Below are 24,622 nucleotides of genomic sequence, written 5' to 3'. Positions count from 1 at the left end.
CGGTGGGGGCAGGCGCGCGCCCCAGGGGCCTGCCTGCGCGGTGGCGGCTTGGGCCATGCTCATCCCCAACCCCGCGCCGAGGCCCGTTTGCATCGCGGCCCCGCCCGCACCTTCGCGGCCAAGCGCCTCAGCCGCTTGGAACTGCATGTATTCGTTGAGGTTGCCGACCACGCCCATCGAAGTGCGCTTGTCCATCACCGCCTCGACCGCGGGCGGGAGGGAGATGTTTTCGATGTAAAGCTCGGGCATCGCCAGCCCGTATTCCGCAATCTGGGCGGCGATATCCTTGCCCACCAACTGCCCCAACTCGCGCGTGTTGGCGGCCATGTCGAGCACCGGAATGCCGGAGGAGGCGAGTGTGCGCGAGAAAGCCTGAACGATGATGTTGCGGATCTGGAACGAGATTTCGTCCATGGTGAACTCACCATCGGTGCCGACAATCTCGGTCAGGAACTTCGCGGGGTCGCTCACCCGCACGGAATAGGTGCCATAGGCGCGCAGGCGCACGGGGCCAAACTCAGGGTCGCGGGCGATGATCGGGTTCTTGGTGCCCCATTTCAGGTCGTTGAAGCGGGTCGTATTGACGAAATAGATCTCAGACTTGAACGGGCTGCGAAAGCCGTGATCCCAGTGTTGCAGGGTCGTCATGATCGGCATGTTGTTGGTTTCAAGCATATAGAGACCGGGGGTGAAGACATCCGCCAACTGCCCCTCATGCACAAAAACCGCCGCTTGCCCCTCACGCACTGTCAGCTTGGCGCCGTATTTGATCTCATGGCCCTCACGCTCGAACCGCCAAACCATCGTATCGCGGGTGTCGTCGGTCCAATGGATGACGTCGATGAACTGGCCAGAGAGGAAATCGAAAATGCCCATGGGGATGGTCCTTATTCTTTCGTCGTAATGCTGCGTTACACCGGCCCGTCCGTCAACTCGCGCGCGATGATCCGGGTGATCGGGTTGACCTGCTCTGCCGTCATGCCGGGGCGCAGGCGCCGGTCGTAGAGCATCTTGAGCAGAAGTTCGTCATGTTTGGTGAGCAGGGCGAATTCGTCGTCGTCATTGAAGATCGACGGTCGCGCGGCGGGGCTGTCATTGGCAAGGCCCAAGCCCTGCGCCAATTCCTCGTGAATGCACGACAGCCGCAGCAATTCGGGGTTTTCCGAGCGGATCACGGCAACGGCGGCGGTATAGACATTGGGGTTGTCCCCCGCGGCATAGGCGGCCACGGCGCAATAGGTGTCGCGGCGCATGTTGCGCATGGCCCGGAGCGAGGATTTGCTGACGCCCGCGACCTTTTCCGCCGCTTGGGCCAGCGCATCGACCCGGTCATCTTCCGAGGCCACGACCACCATGAAATTCGGCCTGTCGCCGATCGAGATCGAATGCCCGGTCACCCGCGCCAAACGGCGGGCGAAGGCGTTGATCTTGGCGGTGTCGGATCGGCGCTGCGAGGGCGGTACGCTGTCGCCGAAGATAATCTGCATCCGGACCGGCGCATCCCAACGGCGCAGCGGGCTGGCACCGCCTTGGCCTGAGAAATTGCCGTCATATTCGTTATACAGCGCGATCTGCTCAAAGTTGCGCGCCAGCATTTCGCTGGTAAAGGGTGTGTCCTCTCCGCCTCCGTCTTGGCGCAGCAGATCTTGGCCCAACTGCGCCTTTTCGACCTGATGCAAATAGCTGCGCAGCATGGCGCTTTTCTGCGAGGTCGGTTTCGCCACCGCCGCCGGGGAAGGGGTGGCGGCGGCAGGGCGGGCCTGCGGTTTGGCGACCTTTTGCAAGACGGGCGCAGGTTCGGCGCAGGCCAAGAGCAGCGTGCTCAGCGCCAGCGCCCCTGCGGCGCGCAGATTTCTGCGCAGACGTCCTTGCATGGCCTGTTCCCTCACGTCAGTCTTAGCTTGGCACCGCGTTGCCGGTGGTATCGCCCAACCCCGTTTCGCGGGCCTTGGCGGCGGCGAGCGTATCGCGCAGGCGGCCTTCCATCTCCTGCAACTCCTTCTCGGCATTGGCGCGTTTCGCCTTGCCCTCATCCGCGATTTGCAGGGATTCTTCGATGGTGCCGATCAGGTCTTCATTGGCCTGTTTCACCGCCTCGATGTCGAAGACGCCGCGCTCCATCTCCTGACGGATCACCTTGTTGCTGTCGCGCAGGTTCTTGGCGTTGGAGGTCAGCAGTTCATTGGTCAGATCATTGGCCTCGCGTACCGCATTTGCCGCCTCGCCGCTGCGCTGGATGGTGACAGCCTGCGCCAGCTGCGTCTCCCACAGGGGCACGGTGTTGACCAAGGTCGAGTTGATCTTGGTCACAAGGCTTTTGTCATTCTCCTGCACCAGACGGATCGAGGGCAGTGACTGCATGGTGACCTGCCGCGTCAGTTTCAGGTCATGCACCCGACGCTCAAGATCATCACGGGCGGCACGCAGATCCCGCAGCTCCTGCGCGCGCATCACCTGATCGTCCTCGCTCGCCTTATCCAGCGCGGTCTGTTTGGCGGGGATAGTCTTGTGATCCAGCTCTTCGATCTTGGCCTCACCGGCAGAGATATAAAGCGCCAGTTCGTCATAGAATTGCAGCGTCTTTTCATAAAGCAGGTCGAGCGATTTGATGTCTTTCAACAGCGTATGCTCATGCGCCAGCAGGTTGTCGGTGATCCGGTCGATCTGGCCCTGCACCTCTTCGAAACGGGCGGTGAACTTGGCAAAGGGCGTGGCACGGCCCAGCAGTTTCTCCCACCAGCTTTGCTTGCGCCGCACGTCCAATTCCGAGACCGAGAAGCCGCGGATCGCGCTGACCATGGTGCGCAGGCTGTCGCCCGCGGGGCCGACATCTTTGTTACGCACATCGGCCAGCATGGATTGGCTGATCTCTTGCAACTCGGCCTGTGCGGCAGAGCCGAAGCTGACGATGGACTGGGTATCGGTCACGTCGATCTCGGCCATGCGCTTTTGGATTTCCGCGCTCTGTTCGGGATCGGCTTTGTTCAGCGGCACGATGGCATTGGCATCCGCCGGTTCGGGCAAGACGGTTGCGTTCACTTCTTCCACCAACCCTTGCGATTGGGCAGCTTTGTCACGGAGGGCATCGGTCATCACTGTTCTTCCTTAGTATTTGCAGGGGTGGGTTGTTCCAGTCGGACCCCCTCACGAGAGAGGCGCGCCCGCAGCACATCGATTTCCACGTTCAGATCGCTGCGGTCATCCAGCAGCGATTTGGCCGTGCGCGCGGCGAAGTTCTGATCCAGATCGTCCAGCAAGGCGAGGTAGTCATCGCGTGCTTGGGTGTCTTGGTTGCGGGCATAGAGGTCGGCGAATTTCACCGTCGCATCATGCGCCCCGCGCAGATAGACGACAAGGTATTTGCGGGCGGCGGTCAGGTCGCGGGGGTCTTCCTCGACGGTGCGGATCAAATGGCGGGCGGTTTCTTGAAACTCCGCCAGCCGCGCTTCGGCGCGGCGGTCGCCCGCGCGCAGGATCGCTTGGCTCATGCCCGAGAGCAGTTTTTCGGCCTCATCCACCACCCGGGCGACGCGGTCTTGCTGGAAGGTGTCGATGCCCTCCATGCCCTTGTTCTGTAGCGGGTCGATGCCGAATGCGGCGAAGTGCAGCGCAGTGGCGGCGATGCCATAGAGCAGGGCCGCGGCGAGACTGGGATCGTTGCTATAAGCGGCGAGGGCCGCGCCCGCACCGGCCAAGAGGGCAGCCAGAATCTTGCGCGGCAGGACGGGGCGGCGGGCGACTTTGCGCTCGTGGTATTCCGCCTCGGCCAGCAAGCCATCGCGCAACAACCAGACGCCAGAGGCCAACAGGAACGCGCCGCCAAGGCCGAGGACCAGCGTGCCCGCGCCCCCGATGAGCGAAGTCGCCGCCAAGAGCACCGGCGGCAGGAACATCAGGTTCACCCGACCGCCCGCCGGATCGACGCGCAGGCGCGCGGTCTTGCGCGGGGCGCTGCCGGGGGTGGCGTCGGGGTCGGGGCTATATTTGCCGCCAAAGCGCTGCGCCATAGGTCAAAGCCCCCCAAGAAAACCGCTGGTGAGCCCAAGCAGCAGCACCAGCAACGCGCCAAAGGCGATTTTCTGAAAGGTTGTTGGCGCCATCATGTTTCCCCTTTTGCTGCCCCAGATCGGGCGCAACGCCGTGCCGGCACTGTCAGCCGCACGCCCCACGAGCGAGGCTGCGCCGAGGATGATAACCACGAGCGCGGCCAAGGCCACCAAAAACATCACTATTCGCGCCATATTGCCCTTTTCTGACAGCGGTTTCGCGCTGATCTTGCCTGCCGTTCTCTATTCAACGCACGCAAGTCGGCCGCGTTCCGGAAACGCGTAGGGGCAGCTTGGGGCAGAGCCGGTCAGCGGCGGGGTTTTGGCCCCCGGCCTGTGGGCTTCGGCCCCGTTTTGCCATTCGGTCGCCCCGTCGGGCGCGCCCCCGGTTTGCCGCTTGCCTTGCCGCCTGCTTTGCCAGCCGTCTTGCCCATCGCGGCCTTGCCACGCGGTGCGTTCTTTGCCTTGCCGCCGCCACGGCGGGGCGGCGGTTCGTCGTCTTCGCCCCGTTGCACGGGCAGGCCCGGCTGGCCCGCGCCGCCGAAACCGCCGGGCTTGCGGCGCGGCGGGCGGCGCAGACCGGTGGGTTTCTTGGTGGCGGTGCCGCTGGGGTCTTCCAACTCGAGCCCCAGTTGATCGCGCACGACCTTGCGGCGCAGCTCTTCCACTTCGCCGATCTTCAATTCACCCAGTTGGAACGGGCCGTAGGAGATGCGGATCAGCCGGTTCACGGTCAGGCCCACGGCCTCCATCGCGCGGCGAATCTCGCGGTTGCGGCCTTCGCGCAGGCCGACGGTCAGCCAAGCGTTGGCCCCTTGTTGGCGGTCGAGCGTCACGTCCATCGGCTGAAAGTTTTCGCCCTCCACGGTGATGCCCTTACGCAGCGGCTCCAGCATCTCATCGGTGGGGCGGCCATTCACCCGCGCCCGGTAGCGGCGCAGCCATCCGGTGCTGGGCAGTTCCAGCTTGCGCTTCACCCCGCCGTCATTGGTCAGCAGCAACAGCCCTTCGGAGTTGAGGTCGAGCCGGCCCACGGTCATCACGCGGGGCATATCCTCGGGCAGGGCGTCAAAAATCGTCTCGCGGCCCTTTTCATCGCGGGCGGTGGTCACCAGTCCGGCAGGCTTGTGATACAGCCACATGCGCGGCGGTTCGGGCGCGCCGACGGGGGTGTTGTCAACGGTGATCTTATCCTCGGGCGTCACGTTCAGCGCGGGCGAGGTGATCTGCTCCCCGTTCACGCGCACGCGGCCCGCTTCGATCATGCGCTCGGCCTCGCGGCGCGAGGCGATGCCCGCGCGCGACAGCACCTTGGCGATGCGGTCGCCGGTGGGGGTGCCTGCACTTGCATCGGTGTCGGGGTTTTGCGGGCCGGAGCCAGAGGGGGGCGTTTTTGCGTTCATACACTGCGCTTACCCTGTTTCACGGGCTTGCGAAAGGGTGGCGTTTGCGGCCATGTGACGGGATGGAGTTTCGCTCGTATATGGGACAGGCCTTGGCCGAGGCCCGCGCCGCCGCTGCGCGCGGCGAAGTGCCAGTGGGGGCAGTCGTTGTCTCTCCGAAAGGGCAGATCGTTTCCGCCGCAGGCAATGAGACCCGCGCCCGCAATGACCCAACCGCCCATGCCGAGATGTTGGCCCTGCGCGCCGCCTGCGCCGCCGTCGGCTCGGAACGGCTGATCGGTCACGCGCTTTACGTCACGCTGGAACCCTGCGCCATGTGCGCCGGTGCTATCGCCGCCGCCCGGGTGGAGCGGCTCTACTACGGCGCGGCGGACCCCAAATCAGGCGGCGTGGCGCAGGGCGCGCGGGTGTTCTCGCATCCCCAATGTCACCATGTGCCCGAGGTCTTCGACGGAATCGCGGCGGGAGAGGCGGAAGAGATGCTCGTGAGGTTTTTCCGCGAGAAGAGAGACCGCTAGCCGGGCAGCGCCGGACCGGGGATGGCATTCAGGCGTCTCAACGATTATCCGGACGCCCCGCGTCCGGATCGCGCCCGACCCGCCCCCAGGGCGGGCGCGATCCAGCCCTGCACAATGCAAAAGGCCACGCGAAACCGCATGGCCTTTTGAAACTCAAAAGTCAGGCGATCTTACTTGATCTTGCCTTCTTTGTATTCGACGTGCTTGCGCGCAACGGGGTCGTACTTTTTGATGACCATCTTTTCGGTCATGGTGCGTGCGTTTTTCTTGGTCACGTAGAAATGGCCTGTGCCCGCGGACGAGTTCAGGCGGATCTTGATCGTGGTTGGCTTCGCCATGTGTCTTCTCCTGCTGCAGCGCCGCGCAGGCCTGCGTGAATTCTGAATTTCGGGTTCTAGTCAGACCCGCGCCCGAGTCAACCGCTATTTGCCCGCCCGGTGCCGAAAGACGCCGGTTTCGTCGAAAAACCTGCCTTTCAGCCTCGAAAGAGCAGAAATATGCGCGGAAGGCCTATAAGCCGGATTTTGTACCTGTCCGAAAACAGGCGATGACCATTCCTCTGACCGCACCGTTGCCGATGCGGCTATAGCTGCCAACCCGGACCTGCTGGGGCAGAAGAGCCCCGCCTTTGACCCGAAGATCATCGGCACGCGGTCCCTATTTGGCATTGCTCCCGGTGGGGCTTGCCATGCCGGGACTGTTGCCAGCCCCGCGGTGGGCTCTTACCCCACCGTTTCACCCTTACCCTTCGGCCGATCCGGCAAGGCCGGACCGAAGGGCGGTTTCATTTCTGTGGCGCTTTCCGTCGGGTTGCCCCGCCCGGGCGTTACCCGGCACCGTTTCTTCTTGGAGTCCGGACTTTCCTCTACGTCGCTTTTGCCCCGCAAAAGCGACGCCGCGGATGTCACACATGCGTGTGACGAGAGCGGACGTCGGTCATGCGACGCGAGTCGACGCAGCGGCCATCCAGCCTTCCGCGCAGCCCCGCCCTAGACGCCGGCGCGCGGCGCGTCAATGGGGGCGGGAAGGGCGGCAAGGTCTGCGGGGGTGAGAGGGCCGCGCCCCCATGGCCTGAAACGCAACCGCACGGTGTCTAGCAGCGTGTCATCGTCGCAGGGCGCAGTGAAGCCTGCGGCCTGCGCAGCGGCGCGAAAGGTTGCGGTGGTTACGCTGTCAGGAAGGGGGCCATCGCCCGCAGGCAGCGCCAGCCCGCGCCCTGCGAGCCGGGCCCAGTCGAATCGGGGGCCGGGGTCGATCTTGCGGCCCGGTGCCATGCAGGAATGGCCGATCACCCCTTCGGGCGGAATGCTGTGGCGTGCCATGATGCCGGGCAGGAGGGTCTCCAGCGCCTGCATCTGCGGCTCGGAAAACGGGTGGTCGCCACGGTTGTCCAACTCGATCCCGATGGAGCGTGAGTTGATGTCCTCCAACCCCGCCCATTCGCCCGCGCCTGCATGCCACGCGCGTTGCTCTTCCTCGACCATCTGAATGACCTCTCCGCGGCCTGAAATCAGGTAATGGGCCGAGACTTCGGCGGAGGGGTCGCACAGCCGTTCCAACGCCGCTTGGGCGCTGGTCATGGCGGTGTAGTGCAAGACGATCAGCCGGGGGCGCAGCCCGCCGCGCCGCGGGCTGCAATTGGGCGAGGGATGCGCCGTCACATCAGGCGCGGCAGGCATCTTTCAGCCCTGTGCAGCCCGGCGGAAGGGTGTGGGATCCCAGTCGCAGGCGAAGCCATCGCCATCGGGGTCCATGCCAAGGCGGTCTTTCTCGGGGCCGCCGGCCTCAAGAAAGGCGATCTGTGCTTGGTCGGCGTGGCCGTATTGCGCACAGGCGCGTTCGAACTTGCGGGCCTTGTTGAAACCGATGCGGCTATAAATCTGCTGGCCGACCGACTGATTGGTTTGCAGGGCGTAGGCAACGATATTCGGGCCGACATTGCGGCGCTCGGGCAGGGCCTCGGGTTGGACGACCTGATATTGCGCGCGGTTCGCGGCCACGCGGGCGGCGTCGTCTTGAATGCTGCGCTGGCCCGACACGGCGTCGAAGTTGTTCTCGTTCGAGATGCCCACGGCGTTGACCGCGGCGGGGGGCGGGTTCGACGGGCTGGCGTTCACCGGGGCCACGCCCGAGTTGGTGGCCGCGTCATTGCCCAGACCGTTGCTGGCCCCACCCGGACGGGTGGCGGCGAGAACACGGGCGGTTTCCGCCGCCGTCGCTTCGGGAGAGCCGTCATCCAAAGGCTGGGCGGTCACCTCCGAGGCGGCGGGCATGTAGCTGCCGTCGCCCGCCAGCGCGGCATCGCGCGCGCGCTGCTCGGCCTCGAAACTGCCGTCGCCAAAGCCGACACCGCGCCCGGTGTTGATGTTCCCGGAATCGGGGATCGCCGGTTGGCAGGCTGCCAAAAGACCGCCTGCCGTCATCGCTAGAAGTGTCCGTGTGATCATCTGACCCGCTCTCGCTCTTGTTCACCGCTCTGCGGCTTACCACCATTTCTCGGGCTTGGCCACAAAACCGGCGGCCTTCTCCAGCGCATAGGCGGAGGACAGCAGGTCGGCCTCTTCCCACGGACGCCCGATCAGTTGCAGACCCAGCGGCAGACCCGTGCTGCTTTGCCCCGTGGGCAGTGCCACGCCGGGCAGGCCGGCGAGGTTCACCGTCACGGTGAAGACATCGTTGAGATACATCGCCACCGGATCGGCGTCCTTCATCTCGCCCAGACCAAAGGCGGCGGAGGGGGTTGCCGGGGTCAGGATGCTGTCGATGCCTTGGGCGAAGACGTCTTCGAAGTCCTTCTTGATCAGCGTGCGGACCTTGCGGGCGCGGTTGTAATAGGCGTCGTAGAAACCGGCGGAGAGCACATAGGTGCCGACCATCACCCGGCGCTGAACCTCGTGGCCGAAGCCCTCGGCGCGGGTCTTTTCGTACATCTCAGTGATGCCGTCGCCGTGGTCGAGCTTGGCGCGGTGGCCAAAGCGCACACCGTCATAGCGCGCGAGGTTCGAGGAGGCCTCGGCGGGCGCGATGACGTAATAGGCGGGCAGGGCGTATTTGGTGTGCGGCAGCGAGATGTCGACGATCTCGGCGCCCGCGTCTTTCATCATGGCGATGCCGTCGGCCCACAGCTTTTCAATCTCCTCGGGCATGCCATCCATGCGATATTCGCGCGGAATGCCGATCTTCTTGCCACGGATGTCGCCGGTGAGCGCCGCCTCAAAGTTCGGCACGGCCAGATCGGCGCTGGTGCTGTCCTTGGCGTCATGGCCGCACATGGCTTCCAACATGATGGCCGCGTCGCGCACTGTCTTGGTCATCGGCCCAGCTTGGTCGAGCGAGGAAGCGAAGGCCACGATGCCCCAGCGGGAGCAGCGGCCATAGGTTGGCTTGATCCCCACGGTGCCGGTGAAGGCGGCGGGCTGGCGGATCGAGCCGCCGGTGTCGGTGCCGGTGGCGGCAAGGCAGAGGTCTGCGGCCACGGCGGCAGCAGAGCCGCCCGAGGAGCCGCCGGGCGTCAGTTCCGCCGTGTCACCTTCGCGCCGCCACGGGTTCACCGCGTTGCCGTAGACGGAGGTTTCGTTGGACGAGCCCATGGCGAATTCGTCCATGTTGAGCTTGCCCAGCATCACAGCACCACTGTCGCGCAGTTTCTGGCTGACGGTGCTTTCATATTCGGGCAGGAAGCCTTCGAGGATGCGGCTGCCCGCTTGGCTCGGTACGCCCTTGGTGCAGAAAAGGTCCTTGATGCCGATGGGCAGGCCGCACATCGCGGGGGCGTCGCCCTGTTTGATGCGCGCGTCGGCCTCGGCGGCCTGTTCCATCGCGATCTCGGGCGTGCGGTGCACGAAGGCATTGAGCGCGCCTGCGCCGTCGATGGCTTGGATGCAGGCCTCGGTCAGGTCTTTCGAGGTGGTCTCGCCCTTGCGCAGGGCGTCGCGGGCCTCGGCCAGGCTCAGTTTGTTCAGATCGGTCATTATTCCACCACCTTCGGCACGGCAAAGAACCCTTCACGGGCATCGGGGGCATTGGCCAGCACGCGGTCCTGCTGGTCGCCATCGGTGACCACGTCTTCGCGCCGTTTCAGGCGCTGCGGGGTCACGGAGGTCATCGGCTCGACGCCCTCGACATCCACCTCGGACAGCTGTTCGATAAAGCCGAGGATGGTGTTGAACTCTTCCGCCAGCGCCGGCAGCGCGTCGGGTTCAACCTTGATCCGGGCCAGTTTCGCCACGCGTGCGGCGGTGTTTTCGTCGATCGACATGAACATCTCCATCTCTTTGAGGCTCCTCTACCGTTTGGGGGCGGGCCTCGCAAGGGTTTGAGAGGTTCGGAACGGAGCCGGGCGGCGCCAGACCGGGGATGGTGCTTGCGCCGAGGCAGTTGGGCAATTCATGGCTACGGCGGTATTCGGTGATGTCGGGATGGCGTCCGGGTAGCAGAAGCGCCAGCCCGGCGGGCATGCGCCCTTGATTCCGGGCTAGGGTGGCATGTTCGGGGTTACTTGATTCCGCGCAGCATAGGGTCAAATCTGATGTTAGACCCACCGCAATCAGGAGGACCCCCATGAACATCATCTGGCTCGGCCACGGCTCATTCCGCATCGAAATCGAAGACCAAGTGCTGCTGATCGACCCTTGGCTCAAAGACAACCCCATGCTGGACGAGGCGCACCATGCCGATGCAATCAAGGGCGCTACGCAGATCCTCGTGACCCATGGCCATTTCGACCACACGGCAGATATCGCCGACATCGCCAGCCGCACCAATGCCCCGGTCGCGGGGATGGTCGAGCTGATGGGCTGGCTGGAAAGCAAAGGCGTGCAGCAGACCACGGGCTTTAACAAAGGCGGTACGATCCGCGCAGGCGCGGTGGCGATCACCATGGTCCCGGCCTCGCATTCCTCATCGGTGGAAGGCGAAAACGGGCCGATCTACACCGGGATGGAGACCGGCTTCATGATCTCGGGTGAGGGGCATACGATCTATCACTCCGGCGATACGGCGATCATGGCGGATATGGATTGGATGGGCGACTATCACAAACCCGATATCGGCATTCTCTCGGCGGGCGGGCATTTCACGATGGACATGGCGCAGGCCGCCTATGCCGCCAAACGCTATTTCGATTTCAAGACAGTCATCCCCTGCCACTACCGCACCTTCGACGCGTTGGAGCAATCGGCGCAGACGCTGATTGACGGGCTTCCGGGCGTCGATGTGGTGGAGCCGCAGGTGATGCAGCCGATCACCGTCTGATCCTCCTCCGCCCCGACGCCTTGCGCGGCGGGGCGGAACGGGGGATACCTGAAGGAACTGCCGGGGGAATGCCATGTTTGCCAAATCGACTGCCGTGATCTTGCTGCTGACACTGGGGGCCTGCGCACCGTTGAGCCGGGCGGAGCCCACAGGCAGTGTCGGCTTTACCGGGGTGGGCGGCGACAGGCCGGTCATCTTCCCGGCGCATCTGTTGGTGTATCAGCCGCAGTAGACGCAAGGCGGGTCAGATGCCCAAAGAAGGCCACTTCATCAACCGCAGCAATTGGCTGCGCGCCGCCGTTCTGGGGGCCAATGATGGTATCGTCTCCTCGGCCAGCCTGCTGGTCGGGGTGAGCGCGGCGGGCATGACGCAGGGCAATGTCCTGCTGACAGGGCTTGCGGGGCTCACCGCCGGGGCGCTGTCGATGGCGGCGGGGGAATATGTCTCGGTCTCGGCGCAGGCGGATGTGGAGAAGGCCGATCTGGAGCGTGAGCGCGTCGCCCTGATCGAAGATCCTGACTATGAACTCAGCGAACTGGCCGAAGGGCTGGAGAACCGGGGCGTGCAAAGCGACCTCGCCCTAGAGGTCGCCACCCAGATGACCGACCATGACGCCCTCGGCGCCCATGCGCGCGAAGAGTTGGGCATGTTCGGTCTCGCCGGTCAGGCCGATCCATTACAGGCTGCGGGCGCTTCGGCATTGGCCTTTGCCTTGGGGGGCGGGCTGCCGCTGTTTGCGGCGGTTCTGGCGCCTGCGGGGCTGCGCGGCGTGACCATTGCCTTGGTGGCGCTGCTGGCGCTGATACTGCTCGGCGCGGGCGGCGCGCAACTGGGCGGTGCGCCAAAGCGGCCCGCCATCGGGCGCGTCGTGGTTTGGGGAGGTCTGGCAATGGCCGTCACGGCCGGGGTCGGGCATCTGTTCGGCGCGATTGGATGAGCGGCTTGGACCAAGACGGTGCCAAAGAAAAAGGCCGGCCCTTTCGGAGCCGGCCTTTCGCATTAGATGGCAGGGCGATTACTCGCGGTTGCCGAAGAGCGACAGCAACATCATGAACATGTTGATGAAGTCCAGATAGAGGCTCAGCGCGCCCATGATCGCGGCCTTGCCCAGCCACTCAGTGTCGCCGTGATGGGCGTGGGCCAGATACTCGGTCTTGATCTTCTGGGTGTCATAGGCGGTCAGACCCGCGAAGATCAGAACACCGATCGCCGAGATCGCGAACATCAGCGCCGAGGAGGCGAGGAAGATGTTGACGATCGACGCGACGACCAGACCAATCACACCCATGATCAGGAAGCTGCCCCAGCCGGAGATGTCCTTCTTGGTGGTGTAGCCCCAGAGCGACAGACCCGCGAAGGCGATGGAGGTGATCAGGAAGACTTGCGCGATGGAATAGCCGGTGAAGACCAGAAAGATCGAGCTGATCGAGATGCCCATAACGGCGGCGAAGGCGTAGAACACAACCTGCGCCGTGGCGGCGGACATGCGGTTGATCATGGCGCCAAAGCCGAAAACAAAGGCCAGGGGTGCGAACATCACGACCCATTTCAGCGGCGAGGCATAGAGCGCATAACCCAATTGCGTCAGGTATTTATCCTGGCTGAGCTGCGCCACAGCGGCGGAGGGGTCGGTGGTGACCGACAGGCCCGAGATGGCCCAGGCCGCGGCGAAGGTGATGAGCATGCCGATCGACATGGTGCCATACACCTTGTTCATATGAGCGCGCAGACCCTCGTCGATCGCGGAGACGCGCGACCCGGCAGCAGAGCGAATTGAATTGACGTCAGCCATTTAGTGACTCCCATTGGCAAAGTTGCGTGTCGAAACCAGGCCGACACGTTCTTGGGTCTGAATATCGGGCCTGAGGGGGCGAATTTCAAGTGTCTTGCGGGCTGCTAACACGGCAATAATCGCGGGTTTTACGGGTGGGGATGTTCGGGGCGAGCGCGGGGCGTCGGCTTACCCTGCGCGCGCCTTGGACGGGGCTGCCGCGACCGGTCGATCGGCGGAAAAGCACCGATGCGTTTCAAGCGACACGCGCGCGGGCAGCAGCCGTTCTCACCGCCCCAAACACGGAAACATGGCATTTGACGCATTCCGACGGGAACCGATTGATATCCTTCGCGTTCATCCAGTGGTTGCCGAGCGGGAAACCGACAGGCCCAAGGAAACTTGGGGATTTCACGCCCGCCGGTCGCAGAGAGAGAGGGGCAGTGCACCGCCTGAGGTTGCAGTCGATACAGGGCAGATTTTTACCATCCCGTGAAATTTCTTGGCCGAATTCAACGCAACCGCTATGATAGGAGGCAGAACTTTCGCGCAACCCCTGCGGTATCGTGCGAGGCGACGGCACACTTCGTCCTTGTTTGGAACTGAGATTGGCACGGTCGCATGTGCCCTATAAGGATTAGAGAATATGGTGCATGTGGTAGATGTACATGTAGGCAAACGTATCCGGCAGCGCCGCTGGCTGACGGGGATGACCCAGCAGAAACTGGCGGAACTGGTTGGGATCAAATTCCAGCAGATACAGAAATACGAAACCGGCGCGAACCGCGTCAGCGCCTCCCGGCTGTGGGATATCGCCGATGCGCTTGGGGTGCCTGTGTCATTCTTTTTCGAAGGGTTGAAGGATGAGGACGTCGCCGAAGGTGCGCCGATGGACGGGCTGCCTGCCGATTTGATGGCCGACAAGGAGGCGATGGAACTGGTGCGCTCTTACTACGCCATCCCCGAGAACCAGCGCCGCCGGTTGTTTGAACTCGCCCGCGTCTTGAGCGACGTGGCCTGAGCCTGCCGCCCGCGTCTGGACGCGGCTCTAACGCACTGACAGGCTTGCGCAAAGGGGCGCAAACTGTCAGGTCTTCGCCATGATGAACACCAGTGACTTCGATCCCGATATCCGCCGCGTTGCCCATCTGATGGCGGATGCGGCGCGGCAGGTGATCCTGCCCTATTTCCGCAGGCTCGATTTGCAGGCCGACAACAAGCTCGGCACCGGTTTCGATCCGGTGACAGAGGCCGACCGCGCCGCCGAACGTGCGATGCGCGATATTCTGGCGGCCGAGCGGCCCGCGGATGGTATTCTGGGCGAGGAATATGGCGCGCAGCCCGGCACATCGGGGCTGACTTGGGTGCTCGACCCCATTGACGGGACGCGCGGCTTTCTCAGCGGCACACCGACTTGGGGCGTGCTGATCGCGGTTTCCGATGCCTCGGGGCCGTTCTATGGCATCATTGACCAGCCCTATATCGGGGAGCGGTTCGAGGGGGCGCCGGATGGCGCGCTGATGACCGGGCCGCATGGAAGCCGCCCCTTGCAGACCCGTGCGGCGCGAGATCTGCGGCAGGCCATCGTCTTCACCACATTTCCCGAGGTCGGCAGCAGTGAGGAGGCCAGCGCCTTTCGCGCCGTCGCCTCGCAGGCGTTGCTGACCCGCTATGGCATGGATTGCTACGCCTATGCGCTGGTCGCGGCGGGGCAGGTCGATCTGGTGATCGAAGCGGGGCTGAACGCCTATGACATCCAAGCGCCCATCGCGGTGATCCAAGCCGCAGGCGGGATCGTCACCGATTGGCAGGGCAACCCGGTGCATGAAGGGGGCAGGGCGCTGGCCGCGGCCAACCGCGACATCCACGCCCAAGCGCTTGCGATCCTTTCCGCCTATTGTTTCAATTGTCGGGAAAGCCCGGATTGACCGGCCCCGGCGGGATGCGATAAATCCCGCAGAAGGTCGGTTCTCTCGCCCGTTTTCCACCGATCACACACGCTTTGCATGAGACGGGCATAGCGAAAGTGTGACCTATGGCAGAGACCCTCATCCGCGGCGCGGATTACCTTCTCACGATGGACGACACCCGGCAGGAGCTTGCAGGCGCGGACCTGTTGCTGCGCGACGGCGTGATTGCCCAGATCGGGCAGGGTCTTCGGACAGAGGGTGAGATTGTCGAGGCGAAGGGCTGCGTCGTAACGCCGGGCCTCGTCAACACCCACCACCATCTTTACCAAAGCATGACCCGTGCCGTGCCGGGGGCGCAGGATGCGCTGCTTTTTGGCTGGCTGCAACGGCTCTACCCGATCTGGGCGCGCATGGGGCCGGAGCATATGTTCGTCTCGGCCCAGATCGGGCTGGCGGAACTGGCGCTCTCGGGCTGTAGCCTAAGTTCGGACCATCTTTATCTCTACCCCAACGGCGTGCGGCTGGAGGATACGATCCACGCCGCCGCCGAACTTGGGCTGCGTTTTCACCCCACCCGCGGCTCGATGAGCATTGGCGAAAGCGAAGGCGGCCTGCCGCCCGATGCACTGGTGGAGCGTGAGGCGGCCATTTTGGAAGACTGCATCCGCGTGGTCGACGCCTTTCACGACCCTACCGAAGGGGCGATGTGCCGGGTCGGATTGGCACCCTGTTCGCCCTTTTCGGTCAGCCGCGAATTGATGCGCGACACGGCGCTGCTGGCGCGCGACAAGGGCGTGATGCTGCACACCCATCTGGCCGAGAATGCCGAGGATGTCGCCTATTCGCAGGAGAAATTCGGCTGCCGCCCGGGGGAATATGCCGAAAACCTCGGCTGGCTCGGCGACGACGTTTGGCACGCCCATTGCGTGCAGTTGGATGGGGCCGAGATCGACCTTTTCGCCCAGACCCGCACGGGGGTTGCGCATTGTCCTTGCTCGAACTGCCGCCTCGGCTCGGGCATCGCGCCGGTGCGGGCGATGCTGGACGCAGGCGTGCCGCTGGGGCTGGGCGTCGATGGCTCCGCCAGCAACGACAGCGGCAATCTGGCTGCCGAGGCGCGGCAGGCGATGCTGTTGCAGCGGGTGGCGCGGGGGGCGGATGCGATGAGCCCGCGCGCGGCGCTCGAACTGGCCACGCGGGGCGGGGCGGATGTGCTGGGGCGGCCCGACTGCGGGCGGCTGATTCCCGGCAAACGGGCCGATGTGGCGATTTGGGATGTCTCGGGCGTGCACAGCGCGGGCAGTTGGGACCCGGCTGCGCTGCTTCTTGCCGGTCCTACGGCGGTGCGCGACCTTTTCGTTGAAGGCCGACAGGTGGTGCGCGATGGTCGGATCACCACCATCGACTTGGCCGCTCAGGTGGCGCGGCAGAATGATTTGGCGAAAGGCTTGGCTGAATGAAGCCGGTTTTACTCTCGATACTGATGCTGGCGGGGATGCCCGCCTTGGCCGACCCGATGGGATTGGACAGGGTGAACGCCCTGCGCGATGTGAAGGGGTTGCAGCCCCTGAGCTATGACAGCCGTTTGGAACAGGCGGCAAAGGACCACGCCCGCGACATGGCCACGCATGACTATTTCAGCCACCAAGGCCGCGATGGCACCGATGTCGGCCGCCGCGCGGCGGTGGCAGGCTATGAATGGTGTTTCGTGGCCGAGAATATCGCCAAGGGGCAGCAATCGCTTGATGAGGTCATGACCGGCTGGACCAACTCGCCGGGGCATTACCGCAATATGGTCGACGCCCGGGCCGAGGAGATGGGGCTGGTGCGTGCTGATGACGCGGTCTGGGTCATGGTGCTGGGCGCGCCCTGCTGATCCCAGCCATAGGCGGGGGGCGTTACGCCCTGCCGCCCCGCTGCGCGCCCGCCACCCAAACATCCGCAATCGCGCGGTCATCGCCCATCATGATCGTGGCGAAAAGGCTTTCCCAAATGTCCTTGGCCGCGGCATGGCGCTGCGCGATGGCGGGGGTGGAGTCGAGCGACAGCACGGTGATGTCGGCCTCCATCCCTTCGGCCAGTGAACCCACATGATCTTGCAAATGCAGGCTGCGGGCCGAGCCTGCGGTGGCCAGCCAAATGAGCTGTGCCGCATGCAGCGGCGTGCCGCGCAGCTGGCCGACCTCATAGGCCGCAGCCATGGTGCGCAGCATCGAAAAGGACGAGCCGCCGCCGGTATCCGTCGCCAGCGCCAGCGGGATGCCCCGCGCAGCAAGGCCGGTCATGTCGAACAGCCCCGACCCGATGAAGGTGTTTGAGGTCGGGCAATGCACCAGCGCACCGCCGACCTCCGCCAGCCGGTCGATCTCACGCGGTTCCAGATGGATCGCATGGCCGTAGAGGCCGCGTTCGCCCAGCAGGCCATGGGCCTCATAGGTATCAAGGTAATCGCGCGCCTCTGGGAACAGGTCGCGGACCCATTCGATCTCATCCGTCTGCTCGCTGAGGTGCGTCTGCATCAGGCAGGTCGGATGCTCTGCCCAAAGCGCGCCGAGGGTGGAAAGCTGCTCGGGCGTGGAGGTGGGCGAGAAACGTGGCGTGATCGCATAGGTCGCGCGGCCCTTGCCATGCCAGCGCTCAATCAGCGCTTTGCTGTCGTCATAGGCCGATTGCACCGTGTCGCGCAGCCCCTCGGGCGCGTTGCGGTCCATGCAGGTCTTGCCCGCGACGATCCGCTGGCCTCGCTCCGCTGCCGCCTGAAACAGCGCGTCGGCGCTATGGGGGTGGATGGTGCAATAAGACGCGACCGTGGTGGTGCCATGGGACAGCGTCAGGTCCAGATAGCGCGCGGCAATCTCGCCCGCGTAAGCGGGATCCGACAGGCGCATTTCTTCGGGGAAAGTATAGGTGTTCAGCCAGTCGATCAGCCGCTTGCCCCATGAGGCGATGATTGCGGTTTGTGGGTAGTGCACATGGGCATCGACAAAGCCCGGGCAGATCAGCGCATCGGCGTAGCGTGTCACCTCGGCCTGCGGATGTGCGGCGCGCAGCGCGTCCCCCTTGCCGACGGCGGCGATCAGGCCATTTTCGATCAGCACACCGCCTTGGGTGTCGATCTTCACGGCATCCTCCCAAGCGCTTTGCATCGGGTTGCCGGAATAGGTGAGCGTCGCGCCCAAAAGGAGTCGTTGATTTGTCATGCCAGTGGTTTAGGTGAGGGCGGGACGGGGAACAATACCGAAGCGTCGCTGGTGCCGTTGTACCGGCTTGGGCGCTCGCATATCATCGTTCCCAACAAAGGCGCAGAGACGGAGAGCAGCGGATGTCAGAGCAGATCGAAGAGCTGGATCCGGCGGCCTCCCCTGAAGAGCGTGCCGAGGCCTATGTGCTCGACCGGAAAGCCGTGGCCGCGATCCTTGAGACGGTAGAGGCCAACGATCAGGCGCATCTGACCCAACTGATGGAGCCGCTGCACGCGGCGGATATCGCCGACCTTCTTGAGCAGATCGACGAGGACGACCGCGCCGCCTTGATCCGGCTTTACGGGCAGGAGTTCGACGGGGAAATCCTGTCGGAACTCGACGAGTCGGTCCGCGAGGAAGTCATCAGCATCCTGACGCCGCAGGTTCTGACCCAAGCGGTGCGCGAGTTGGACAGCGACGATGTGGTCGACCTGATCGAAGATCTGGAAGACGCGCAGCAGGAAACCATCCTCGACGCGCTGGAAGAGACCGACCGCGTCGCGGTGGAACAGGCGCTGAACTGGCCCGAATATTCCGCCGGTCGTCTGATGCAGCGCGAGGTTGTCATGGCGCCAGAGCATTGGACGGTGGGTCAAGCCATCGACCATCTGCGCGCCACTAAGGAAGAAGACCTGCCGGATCAGTTTTATCACATCGTCATGGTCGACCCGCGCCTGCATCCGGTGGGCAATGTGACCTTGGGCAAGCTCATGCGCTCGCGCCGAGAAACACGGCTGGCGGATATTCTGGAAGAGACCTTTCAGATTATCCCTGCCATGCGCGATGAGGGCGATGTGGCCTATGCCTTCAACCAGTACCACCTGATTTCGGCCCCTGTCGTCGACGAGGAGGGGCGACTCATCGGGGTCATCACCATTGACGACGCCATGGCCGTGCTCGACGAAGAACACGAAGAAGACATCCTGCGACTGGCGGGTGTGGGCGAGGGGTCGCTTTCTGACCGGGTGACGGAGACGACAAAGCAGCGGCTGCCGTGGCTTGCGGTGAACCTTGTGACGGCGATTGCGGCTTCGGTGGTGATCTCGCAATTCGAGGCGGCGATTGCGCAGATCGTGGCGCTGGCCGTGTTGATGCCGATCGTGGCCTCAATGGGCGGCAACGCGGGCACGCAGAGCTTGACGGTGGCGGTGCGCGCCATCGCGACCAAAGACCTCACCGGCTCCAACGTATGGCGGGTGATCCGGCGCGAGGTCTTGGTGGGGTTGGTCAACGGGCTGATATTTGCGGTGATCATGGGCATTGTCGGCGTGCTCTGGTTCGGCTCGCCGGGGCTGGGCTATGTCATCGCCACGGCGATGGTGATCAACCTCGTGGTGGCGGGGCTTGCGGGCACCGGCATCCCGATCTTGCTGGAGCGGTTCGGGGTGGACCCGGCGCTCGCCTCGGGCGCGTTTGTGACGACGGTGACGGATGTGGTGGGCTTTTTCGCCTTCCTCGGCCTTGCCGCCTTGGTGCTGTTGTGAGCGATTGCGCCGCCCGGAAGGCCGAGGCGCGCAAAGCGGCCTTTGCCCGCCGTAAGCCTTTGTTCGAACAGGCGAATGCGGCGCAGGCGGGCTATCTTTCCGAGGTTTTGGCGGGCTACCGCGGCGTGCCGCTGTCGGGTTTCATGCCGATCCGAACGGAGATTGATCCGCGCCCCGCCATGGCCGAGGCTTGCGCCCATGGTCCTGTCGGCGTGCCAGTGATCGAAAAGCCGAACCACCCTCTGTCCTTTGCCCGTTGGACCCCCGAGACAGCGATGGTGCCGGGCACCTTTGGCGCGATGATCCCCGCTGAGCCCGATTTTTTCGAGCCTGAGATCGTGATCGTGCCGCTTTTGGCCTTCAACCGCGCGGGCGGGCGGCTGGGCTATGGCGGCGGCTTTTATGACCGTACGCTGGCGATGCTGCGTGCGCGGCGGGCCACGCTGGCCATTGGCTTTGCTTTCGCGGGGCAAGAGTGGGACGACATCCCGCTGGAAGACACCGACGCGCCGCTCGATCTAATCGTGACCGAGGCCGGGGTGATCGAGGTGACGCCGGGCCAGCCTCCGTCCCGAGCGGAATAAGGGTTGCCGCCAAGCCGCGCGCGTCCTAGTCCATGGGCATGAAGATTTTGTTTCTTGGCGATGTGATGGGCCGGGCCGGACGGCGGGCGATCACCGAAAATCTGGCGCGGCTGCGGCGCGACTGGAAGCTCGATTTCATTGTGGTTAACGGCGAGAATGCGACCGGCGGCATGGGGCTTTCGGGCGCACATGCCAAGACGCTGCTCGATGCTGGGGCCGATTGTCTGACCCTTGGCGATCACGCTTTCGACCAGAAAGACATGCTCAGCTTTATCGAGCAGGAGCCGCGGGTGATCCGCCCGCTGAACTTCTCCAAATCCGCGCCGGGCAAGGGGGCTAAACTCTTCACGGCGCAGAACGGCAAGAAGGTTCTGGTGACCCAAGCGCTTGGGCAGGTCTTTATGAAACGGCCCTTCGATGACCCTTTCTCGGCGCTGGAGCCGGTGTTGAAAACCCATCCTTTGGGCGGCATGGCGCAGGCGATCATTGTCGATATGCACTGCGAAGCCACGAGTGAGAAGATGGCCATGGGCCATTGGTGCGACGGGCGGGCGAGCCTTGTGGTCGGCACCCATACCCATGTGCCGACGGCGGATGCGATGATCCTGCCGGGCGGGACGGGCTACTTGAGCGATGCCGGCATGTGCGGCGATTATCATTCGGTGATCGGCATGGATAAGGCCGAGCCGCTGCGCCGTTTCATCACCGGCATGCCGCGCGAACGTTTCACCCCCGCCAATGGCGAGGCGACCCTGTCGGGCGTCTATATCGAGACTGACGACCGCACGGGCCGCGCCACGCGGATCGTCCCGGTGCGTGAGGGCGGTGCCCTTCAGGCCAGCGCCCCTTAAGACCGGCAAGGCGCGGCCCGCGCGTCGCGCTTGCACCGAGGGCGGCAATCGGCGTAACTGGACAACGGCCTTTTGCCCGAATGACAGGTTCTTGATGGAATTTTTCAGCTTCTCTCCGATGGAGACGGCGGTGCTGACCCTCGTGGTCGTCGGCATGATGTTCGTGCTTTTCCTGCGCGAAGCCTTTCCGACCGAAGTGGTCGCCATCGCCGGGGCGGCCTTGCTGCTGGCGCTTGGCGTGCTGCCCTATGACGACGCGCTTGAGGTGCTTTCAAACCCCGCGCCTTGGACCATCGCGGCGATGTTCATCATCATGGGGGCCTTGGTCCGCACCGGCGCGCTGGATGTCTTGACGCGACTGGCCGAACGTTCGGCCAAGACGCATCCCAAAACGGCGGTGGCGGGGGTGATCTTGTCGGTCATGGCGGCCAGTGCGATCATGAACAACACCCCCGTGGTGGTGGTGATGATCCCGGTGGTGGTGCAGTTGACCCGCACGTTGAACACCAAAGCCTCCAAGCTGTTGATACCGCTCAGCTATGCCGCGATCATGGGCGGCTCTCTGACGCTGATCGGCACCTCGACCAACCTGTTGGTCGACGGTGTGGCGCGGTCGCAGGGCATGGCCCCTTTCGGCATTTTCGAGATCCTGCCCGTGGGCCTTGTGGTCTGCGCTTGGGGCTTGCTCTACATGCTACTTTTCGCCGACCGGCTGCTGCCCGCGCGCGACAGCATGGCGAATATGCTCTCTGACCGCTCCAAGATGAAATTCTTTACCGAGGCAGTGATCCCGCCTGAAAGCAACCTGATTGGCCGCGAAGTGTTGGACGTGCAGCTTTTCAAACGCGAGGGCGTGCGGCTGATCGACGTGGTGCGGGGCGACGATTCATTGCGCCGCAACCTCAAAGGAGTCGCGCTTCAGGTGGGCGACCGTGTCGTGCTGCGCACCCAGATGACCGAGCTTCTCAGTCTGCAAAACAACAAGGAGTTGCGCCGGGTCGACCAGCTGTCGGCGGTGGAGACCACGACCGTCGAAGTGCTGATCACCCCCGGTTGCCGGATGGTGGGGCGCAGCTTGGGCTCCATGCGGCTGCGGCGGCGCTATGGAGTCTATCCGCTGGCGGTGCATCGGCGGAACCAGAACATCGGCCAGCAGCTTGATCAGTTGATCGTCAAGGTTGGCGATACGCTGCTGCTGGAAGGGGCTGCCGAGGATATCCAGCGGCTGGCGAGCGAGATGAACCTTGTCGATGTGACCCAACCCTCGGCCCGGGCGTTCCGCCGGGGGCATGCGCCGATTGCCATTGCCGCTCTCGTGGGGATCGTGGCGCTGGCGGCCTTCAACGTGGCGCCGATCCTCCTGCTGGCGGTGATCGCCGTGGCCGTGGTGCTGGTGACGGGCTGTATCGACGCGGAGGAAGCTTTCTCTTTCGTCGAGGGGCGTCTGCTGGCGCTGATCTTTGCCATGTTGGCCGTTGGCGCGGCCTTGCAGAACTCCGGCGCGATCACGCTGATCGTCGACAATATCGCGCCGGGGCTGGCGCAATTGCCGCCGTTTTTCATCATCTTGGCGGTGTTCCTGCTGACCACGACGCTGACCGAGATCGTCAGCAACAATGCCGTGGCGGTGATTATGACGCCGATTGCCATCAGCCTCAGCACCGCGCTTGGCATGGACCCGCGCCCGCTGGTGGTGGCGGTGATGATCGCGGCCTCCTGCGCCTTTGCCACGCCCATCGGCTATCAGACCAACACGCTGGTTTACGGGCCGGGGGGCTATCGCTTCACCGATTTCATGCGCATCGGAATCCCGCTGAACCTGAGCATGTCGGTGCTGGTCAGCGCGGTGATCCCGCTCATTTGGTAGCTTAGGCGCTGCGCGGCACGTCGGACTGGGCGACGATTGCGTCAAAGCCCGCTTGCGCCTCAAGGAAGTTGCGGGTCAGCGGGGCGGTGAGTTCGGATTGGTCCGAGAAATAGGCCCCGACCCGACAGATATGCGCCGCGAATTCAGGATGCACCCCGGCGTCGTCATAGCGCCGGATGCGGTCTTTGCTGAGCCAGCCACGTTTCTTGGCCTCTTTGCTGATCAGTTTGAGCCGCTGCACCGCGTGGAAGGTCAGGTAGACCGAGAGGTAATCGAGGTAGTCGGGCAGGGCGATGCCGCAGGTCGGATCGAAGGCGTCGATCACCACATCCACCATATCCGGCGGGGCGATGGGCCATGCCTCATCCCCGATCAGCCAAGCGATGTCTTCGGCCCCGTGGCGCAGCCCGGCATATTCAAAGTCGAACCAGCGCAGCTTGTCATCCCGGCCAATCGCGGCATTGCCTGAGCGGCAGTCCCATTTGACGAATTGCCGCGCCGGGGCGTTGATGCGCTCATAGGCGGCAGTGCGGTCGAACTGGTCCGAGATGCCGCCGCCGAGGTCTTTTAGAAAATCCACCGCATCGACAAAGTTCAGCACCCAGTCGCGGTTGTTGCCCAGATGCGGCATGATCGCGTTCAACTCGGTCTGGCGCGCGGCGCCGTGGATGCGGAAGATGGCTGAGACGGCCTCGGCTGCGAGGTCAAGCTGTTCGGCGCGTTCCACCCGCGCGACCTCAACGTTGAGGCGGCGTTTGCCGACATCGGATTGGAACATGATCTCGCCGACCACGCCCAGACATTCGGGCAGGTCGCTGCAGTAGCGACCAAGCTCGGTCAGCACATGCGCTTCGAGATGGGTGCGGCGGAAGTTCGGGCGCAGCGTGGCGATCACCGTGCGGTCGGTCAGATGCAGCCGAAAGCTCGACCGGTTTTCGCCGCCCGGCGCCGATACCCGCGCCACATCTTGCCCGAAATGCTTGCGCGCCGCCGCGACGATCTGGGCCTGAGCGCTTTGTTCCTTGGGTCGTGCCATGAGGCCTCCGCTGGTGTTTTCGCCTGTCTAGGTCGGCTGGCTGACGAGGGTACGGCGGGTTTTGGGCAAAACAAAGGCAATTTCCACCTATCCCGGCGGGAGTGATTCGCACCCCATCAGCGCATTTGATCTATACGAAAGAACAATGCCCTCTCGGGGTATCGCACTGTTTCGATTTGGCGCGCTTTGTCAGCCCAATTTACCCAAAAAATGGAAAGAATTTGGCGGAAATAGGCGCCGCTGCTAGGTTCACAGGTCAGTGGGGGACGCGGCGCTGCAAAACGGCCGCGGCTGCAAATGCATATGAGGGATTGGCGTCATGGGTTACAGATTCTCGAAGGGTTGGAACAGCAAGGACAATAGCTGGTCCACCGGCGGCGAAGCGGGCAGCGGTTGCGGTGCCAGCGGAACGAAGTCCTATCACAACGGCGGGGTAGAGGGCTCCTCCTTCGCGAAGTGGTATGACGCGCACCTGGCCGGGAAGTTCGAAGGGAATGATGACGGCAAAGGCTCCGGTTCGGGTGGGACCAAGGGGTCTGGCTCTGGCGGTACGAAGGGAGGCTCCGGCTCTGGCGGCACGAAGGGTTCCGGTTCGGGCGGCACGAAGGGCTTCGGCTCGGGTGGCACGAAGGGCTCCGGCTCGGGTGGCACGAAGG

The 24,622-nt window shown here is 64.0% G+C and carries 27 protein-coding genes and 1 other RNA gene; 13 read left to right on the top strand and 15 right to left on the bottom strand.

Going from position 1 to position 24,622, the window contains the following annotated elements:
* From FCK22_RS16785 to FCK22_RS16760, 6 genes are all read right to left on the bottom strand, one after another.
* Positions 1-876, bottom strand: an 876-nt coding sequence (locus FCK22_RS16785) for an SPFH domain-containing protein (RefSeq protein ID WP_136720678.1), incomplete at its 3' end; no start/stop codon positions are given.
* A 35-nt stretch (positions 877-911) separates the two neighbouring features.
* Complete coding sequence (locus FCK22_RS16780) at positions 912-1,874, bottom strand: DUF2927 domain-containing protein (RefSeq protein ID WP_067264078.1); 963 nt, start codon at positions 1,872-1,874, stop codon at positions 912-914.
* Between the two features lie 22 nt (positions 1,875-1,896).
* Positions 1,897-3,093 (bottom strand): toxic anion resistance protein, encoded by a 1,197-nt coding sequence (locus FCK22_RS16775; RefSeq protein ID WP_067264081.1) that lies wholly within the window; start codon positions 3,091-3,093, stop codon positions 1,897-1,899.
* A complete protein-coding gene (locus tag FCK22_RS16770) occupies positions 3,093-4,007 on the bottom strand; it encodes a 5-bromo-4-chloroindolyl phosphate hydrolysis family protein (RefSeq protein ID WP_136720677.1) in 915 nt (304 codons plus the stop codon). The genes FCK22_RS16775 and FCK22_RS16770 overlap by 1 nt, the downstream gene beginning before the upstream one ends.
* Positions 4,008-4,010: 3 nt before the next feature.
* Positions 4,011-4,226, bottom strand: a complete 216-nt coding sequence (locus tag FCK22_RS16765) for a hypothetical protein (RefSeq protein WP_067267561.1) — start codon at positions 4,224-4,226, stop codon at positions 4,011-4,013.
* Positions 4,227-4,354: 128 nt separating this feature from the next.
* On the bottom strand, positions 4,355-5,449 hold the full coding sequence (locus FCK22_RS16760) for a pseudouridine synthase (protein WP_067267563.1): 1,095 nt from the start codon (positions 5,447-5,449) through the stop codon (positions 4,355-4,357).
* 62 nt (positions 5,450-5,511) lie between these two features.
* Here FCK22_RS16760 and FCK22_RS16755 point away from each other — a divergent pair, with 62 nt between their 5' ends.
* Entirely contained in the window at positions 5,512-5,967 is a 456-nt protein-coding gene (locus FCK22_RS16755) for a nucleoside deaminase (protein WP_067267564.1), read from the top strand.
* Between the two features lie 170 nt (positions 5,968-6,137).
* On the opposite strand, the gene rpmG is transcribed toward FCK22_RS16755, so the two are convergent.
* From rpmG to gatC, 6 genes are all read right to left on the bottom strand, one after another.
* Positions 6,138-6,305 carry a 50S ribosomal protein L33 gene (gene rpmG, locus FCK22_RS16750; RefSeq protein WP_007119221.1) on the bottom strand — a complete coding sequence of 56 codons (168 nt, stop codon included), beginning with the start codon at positions 6,303-6,305 and terminating at the stop codon, positions 6,138-6,140.
* 159 nt (positions 6,306-6,464) lie between these two features.
* Positions 6,465-6,945, bottom strand: an RNA gene (gene rnpB, locus FCK22_RS16745) — RNase P RNA component class A.
* An 11-nt stretch (positions 6,946-6,956) separates the two neighbouring features.
* Positions 6,957-7,646 (bottom strand): N-acetylmuramoyl-L-alanine amidase, encoded by a 690-nt coding sequence (locus tag FCK22_RS16740; RefSeq protein ID WP_067267566.1) that lies wholly within the window; start codon positions 7,644-7,646, stop codon positions 6,957-6,959.
* Between the two features lie 3 nt (positions 7,647-7,649).
* Positions 7,650-8,414 carry a hypothetical protein gene (locus FCK22_RS16735; RefSeq protein ID WP_067267568.1) on the bottom strand — a complete coding sequence of 255 codons (765 nt, stop codon included), beginning with the start codon at positions 8,412-8,414 and terminating at the stop codon, positions 7,650-7,652.
* 36 nt (positions 8,415-8,450) lie between these two features.
* Positions 8,451-9,938, bottom strand: a complete 1,488-nt coding sequence (gene gatA / locus FCK22_RS16730) for an Asp-tRNA(Asn)/Glu-tRNA(Gln) amidotransferase subunit GatA (RefSeq protein WP_067267571.1) — start codon at positions 9,936-9,938, stop codon at positions 8,451-8,453.
* Positions 9,938-10,225, bottom strand: a complete 288-nt coding sequence (gene gatC, locus FCK22_RS16725) for an Asp-tRNA(Asn)/Glu-tRNA(Gln) amidotransferase subunit GatC (protein ID WP_067267591.1) — start codon at positions 10,223-10,225, stop codon at positions 9,938-9,940. The genes gatA and gatC overlap by 1 nt, the downstream gene beginning before the upstream one ends.
* Positions 10,226-10,527: 302 nt before the next feature.
* Here gatC and FCK22_RS16720 point away from each other — a divergent pair, with 302 nt between their 5' ends.
* The 3 genes from FCK22_RS16720 to FCK22_RS16715 all read left to right on the top strand — a co-directional run bounded on the left by FCK22_RS16720 (position 10,528) and on the right by FCK22_RS16715 (position 12,158).
* Positions 10,528-11,220, top strand: a complete 693-nt coding sequence (locus tag FCK22_RS16720; RefSeq protein ID WP_067267573.1) for a metal-dependent hydrolase — start codon at positions 10,528-10,530, stop codon at positions 11,218-11,220.
* Between the two features lie 73 nt (positions 11,221-11,293).
* Positions 11,294-11,452, top strand: coding sequence for a hypothetical protein (locus FCK22_RS19025; RefSeq protein WP_156505794.1), 159 nt, complete (start codon positions 11,294-11,296; stop codon positions 11,450-11,452).
* Between the two features lie 16 nt (positions 11,453-11,468).
* Positions 11,469-12,158 carry a VIT family protein gene (locus FCK22_RS16715; RefSeq protein ID WP_067267575.1) on the top strand — a complete coding sequence of 230 codons (690 nt, stop codon included), beginning with the start codon at positions 11,469-11,471 and terminating at the stop codon, positions 12,156-12,158.
* A gap of 78 nt (positions 12,159-12,236) precedes the next feature.
* On the opposite strand, the gene FCK22_RS16710 is transcribed toward FCK22_RS16715, so the two are convergent.
* Positions 12,237-13,013 carry a Bax inhibitor-1/YccA family protein gene (locus tag FCK22_RS16710; RefSeq protein ID WP_067267576.1) on the bottom strand — a complete coding sequence of 259 codons (777 nt, stop codon included), beginning with the start codon at positions 13,011-13,013 and terminating at the stop codon, positions 12,237-12,239.
* Positions 13,014-13,638: 625 nt separating this feature from the next.
* Between FCK22_RS16710 and FCK22_RS16705 the strand changes: the two genes are divergently transcribed.
* From FCK22_RS16705 to FCK22_RS16690, 4 genes are all read left to right on the top strand, one after another.
* The gene (locus FCK22_RS16705; protein ID WP_067267578.1) at positions 13,639-14,013 is read left to right on the top strand and encodes a helix-turn-helix transcriptional regulator; all 375 of its coding nucleotides are present in this window, start codon (positions 13,639-13,641) and stop codon (positions 14,011-14,013) included.
* A 79-nt stretch (positions 14,014-14,092) separates the two neighbouring features.
* Positions 14,093-14,920, top strand: a complete 828-nt coding sequence (gene hisN / locus FCK22_RS16700; RefSeq protein WP_067267580.1) for a histidinol-phosphatase — start codon at positions 14,093-14,095, stop codon at positions 14,918-14,920.
* A gap of 107 nt (positions 14,921-15,027) precedes the next feature.
* Positions 15,028-16,362, top strand: a complete 1,335-nt coding sequence (locus tag FCK22_RS16695; protein ID WP_067267581.1) for an 8-oxoguanine deaminase — start codon at positions 15,028-15,030, stop codon at positions 16,360-16,362.
* Entirely contained in the window at positions 16,359-16,778 is a 420-nt protein-coding gene (locus FCK22_RS16690; protein WP_067267582.1) for a CAP domain-containing protein, read from the top strand. The genes FCK22_RS16695 and FCK22_RS16690 overlap by 4 nt, the downstream gene beginning before the upstream one ends.
* Before the next feature lie 22 nt (positions 16,779-16,800).
* Here FCK22_RS16690 and guaD read toward each other — a convergent pair whose 3' ends face one another.
* Complete coding sequence (guaD, locus tag FCK22_RS16685; protein WP_067267583.1) at positions 16,801-18,102, bottom strand: guanine deaminase; 1,302 nt, start codon at positions 18,100-18,102, stop codon at positions 16,801-16,803.
* 122 nt (positions 18,103-18,224) lie between these two features.
* On the opposite strand from guaD, the gene mgtE reads away from it, so the two are divergent.
* The 4 genes from mgtE to FCK22_RS16665 all read left to right on the top strand — a co-directional run bounded on the left by mgtE (position 18,225) and on the right by FCK22_RS16665 (position 22,930).
* On the top strand, positions 18,225-19,628 hold the full coding sequence (mgtE, locus tag FCK22_RS16680; protein ID WP_067267584.1) for a magnesium transporter: 1,404 nt from the start codon (positions 18,225-18,227) through the stop codon (positions 19,626-19,628).
* The gene (locus FCK22_RS16675; protein WP_067267586.1) at positions 19,625-20,212 is read left to right on the top strand and encodes a 5-formyltetrahydrofolate cyclo-ligase; all 588 of its coding nucleotides are present in this window, start codon (positions 19,625-19,627) and stop codon (positions 20,210-20,212) included. Before mgtE ends, FCK22_RS16675 begins: the two co-directional genes overlap by 4 nt.
* 38 nt (positions 20,213-20,250) lie before the next feature.
* Complete coding sequence (locus FCK22_RS16670; RefSeq protein WP_067267593.1) at positions 20,251-21,063, top strand: TIGR00282 family metallophosphoesterase; 813 nt, start codon at positions 20,251-20,253, stop codon at positions 21,061-21,063.
* 94 nt (positions 21,064-21,157) lie between these two features.
* On the top strand, positions 21,158-22,930 hold the full coding sequence (locus FCK22_RS16665; RefSeq protein WP_082852145.1) for an SLC13 family permease: 1,773 nt from the start codon (positions 21,158-21,160) through the stop codon (positions 22,928-22,930).
* A 1-nt stretch (position 22,931) separates the two neighbouring features.
* Here FCK22_RS16665 and FCK22_RS16660 read toward each other — a convergent pair whose 3' ends face one another.
* Entirely contained in the window at positions 22,932-23,966 is a 1,035-nt protein-coding gene (locus FCK22_RS16660; RefSeq protein ID WP_067267590.1) for a hypothetical protein, read from the bottom strand.
* Positions 23,967-24,285: 319 nt separating this feature from the next.
* Between FCK22_RS16660 and FCK22_RS19125 the strand changes: the two genes are divergently transcribed.
* Positions 24,286-24,622: hypothetical protein (locus FCK22_RS19125; protein ID WP_211243584.1), on the top strand; the 337-nt coding region annotated here is incomplete at its 3' end.

The organism is Sulfitobacter sp. 15WGC, from assembly GCF_005068605.1.
GTDB lineage: Bacteria > Pseudomonadota > Alphaproteobacteria > Rhodobacterales > Rhodobacteraceae > Sulfitobacter > Sulfitobacter faviae.
This window is presented reverse-complemented; position numbering and strand designations above follow the sequence as displayed.

Coding starts and splice junctions, on each gene's coding strand:
- FCK22_RS16760 (WP_067267563.1), bottom strand. CDS start 5,449: ATGAACGCAAAAACGCCCCCCTCTGGCTCCGGCCCGCAAAACCCCGAC.
- hisN (WP_067267580.1), top strand. CDS start 14,093: ATGATGAACACCAGTGACTTCGATCCCGATATCCGCCGCGTTGCCCAT.
- FCK22_RS16710 (WP_067267576.1), bottom strand. CDS start 13,013: ATGGCTGACGTCAATTCAATTCGCTCTGCTGCCGGGTCGCGCGTCTCC.
- FCK22_RS16670 (WP_067267593.1), top strand. CDS start 20,251: ATGAAGATTTTGTTTCTTGGCGATGTGATGGGCCGGGCCGGACGGCGG.
- rpmG (WP_007119221.1), bottom strand. CDS start 6,305: ATGGCGAAGCCAACCACGATCAAGATCCGCCTGAACTCGTCCGCGGGC.
- FCK22_RS16735 (WP_067267568.1), bottom strand. CDS start 8,414: ATGATCACACGGACACTTCTAGCGATGACGGCAGGCGGTCTTTTGGCA.
- mgtE (WP_067267584.1), top strand. CDS start 18,225: ATGTCAGAGCAGATCGAAGAGCTGGATCCGGCGGCCTCCCCTGAAGAG.
- gatA (WP_067267571.1), bottom strand. CDS start 9,938: ATGACCGATCTGAACAAACTGAGCCTGGCCGAGGCCCGCGACGCCCTG.
- FCK22_RS16775 (WP_067264081.1), bottom strand. CDS start 3,093: ATGACCGATGCCCTCCGTGACAAAGCTGCCCAATCGCAAGGGTTGGTG.
- FCK22_RS16665 (WP_082852145.1), top strand. CDS start 21,158: ATGGAATTTTTCAGCTTCTCTCCGATGGAGACGGCGGTGCTGACCCTC.
- FCK22_RS16720 (WP_067267573.1), top strand. CDS start 10,528: ATGAACATCATCTGGCTCGGCCACGGCTCATTCCGCATCGAAATCGAA.
- FCK22_RS16755 (WP_067267564.1), top strand. CDS start 5,512: ATGGAGTTTCGCTCGTATATGGGACAGGCCTTGGCCGAGGCCCGCGCC.
- FCK22_RS16705 (WP_067267578.1), top strand. CDS start 13,639: ATGGTGCATGTGGTAGATGTACATGTAGGCAAACGTATCCGGCAGCGC.
- FCK22_RS16780 (WP_067264078.1), bottom strand. CDS start 1,874: ATGCAAGGACGTCTGCGCAGAAATCTGCGCGCCGCAGGGGCGCTGGCG.
- FCK22_RS16695 (WP_067267581.1), top strand. CDS start 15,028: ATGGCAGAGACCCTCATCCGCGGCGCGGATTACCTTCTCACGATGGAC.
- FCK22_RS16660 (WP_067267590.1), bottom strand. CDS start 23,966: ATGGCACGACCCAAGGAACAAAGCGCTCAGGCCCAGATCGTCGCGGCG.
- FCK22_RS16740 (WP_067267566.1), bottom strand. CDS start 7,646: ATGCCTGCCGCGCCTGATGTGACGGCGCATCCCTCGCCCAATTGCAGC.
- FCK22_RS16690 (WP_067267582.1), top strand. CDS start 16,359: ATGAAGCCGGTTTTACTCTCGATACTGATGCTGGCGGGGATGCCCGCC.
- gatC (WP_067267591.1), bottom strand. CDS start 10,225: ATGTCGATCGACGAAAACACCGCCGCACGCGTGGCGAAACTGGCCCGG.
- FCK22_RS19025 (WP_156505794.1), top strand. CDS start 11,294: ATGTTTGCCAAATCGACTGCCGTGATCTTGCTGCTGACACTGGGGGCC.
- FCK22_RS16715 (WP_067267575.1), top strand. CDS start 11,469: ATGCCCAAAGAAGGCCACTTCATCAACCGCAGCAATTGGCTGCGCGCC.
- FCK22_RS16765 (WP_067267561.1), bottom strand. CDS start 4,226: ATGTTTTTGGTGGCCTTGGCCGCGCTCGTGGTTATCATCCTCGGCGCA.
- FCK22_RS16770 (WP_136720677.1), bottom strand. CDS start 4,007: ATGGCGCAGCGCTTTGGCGGCAAATATAGCCCCGACCCCGACGCCACC.
- guaD (WP_067267583.1), bottom strand. CDS start 18,102: ATGACAAATCAACGACTCCTTTTGGGCGCGACGCTCACCTATTCCGGC.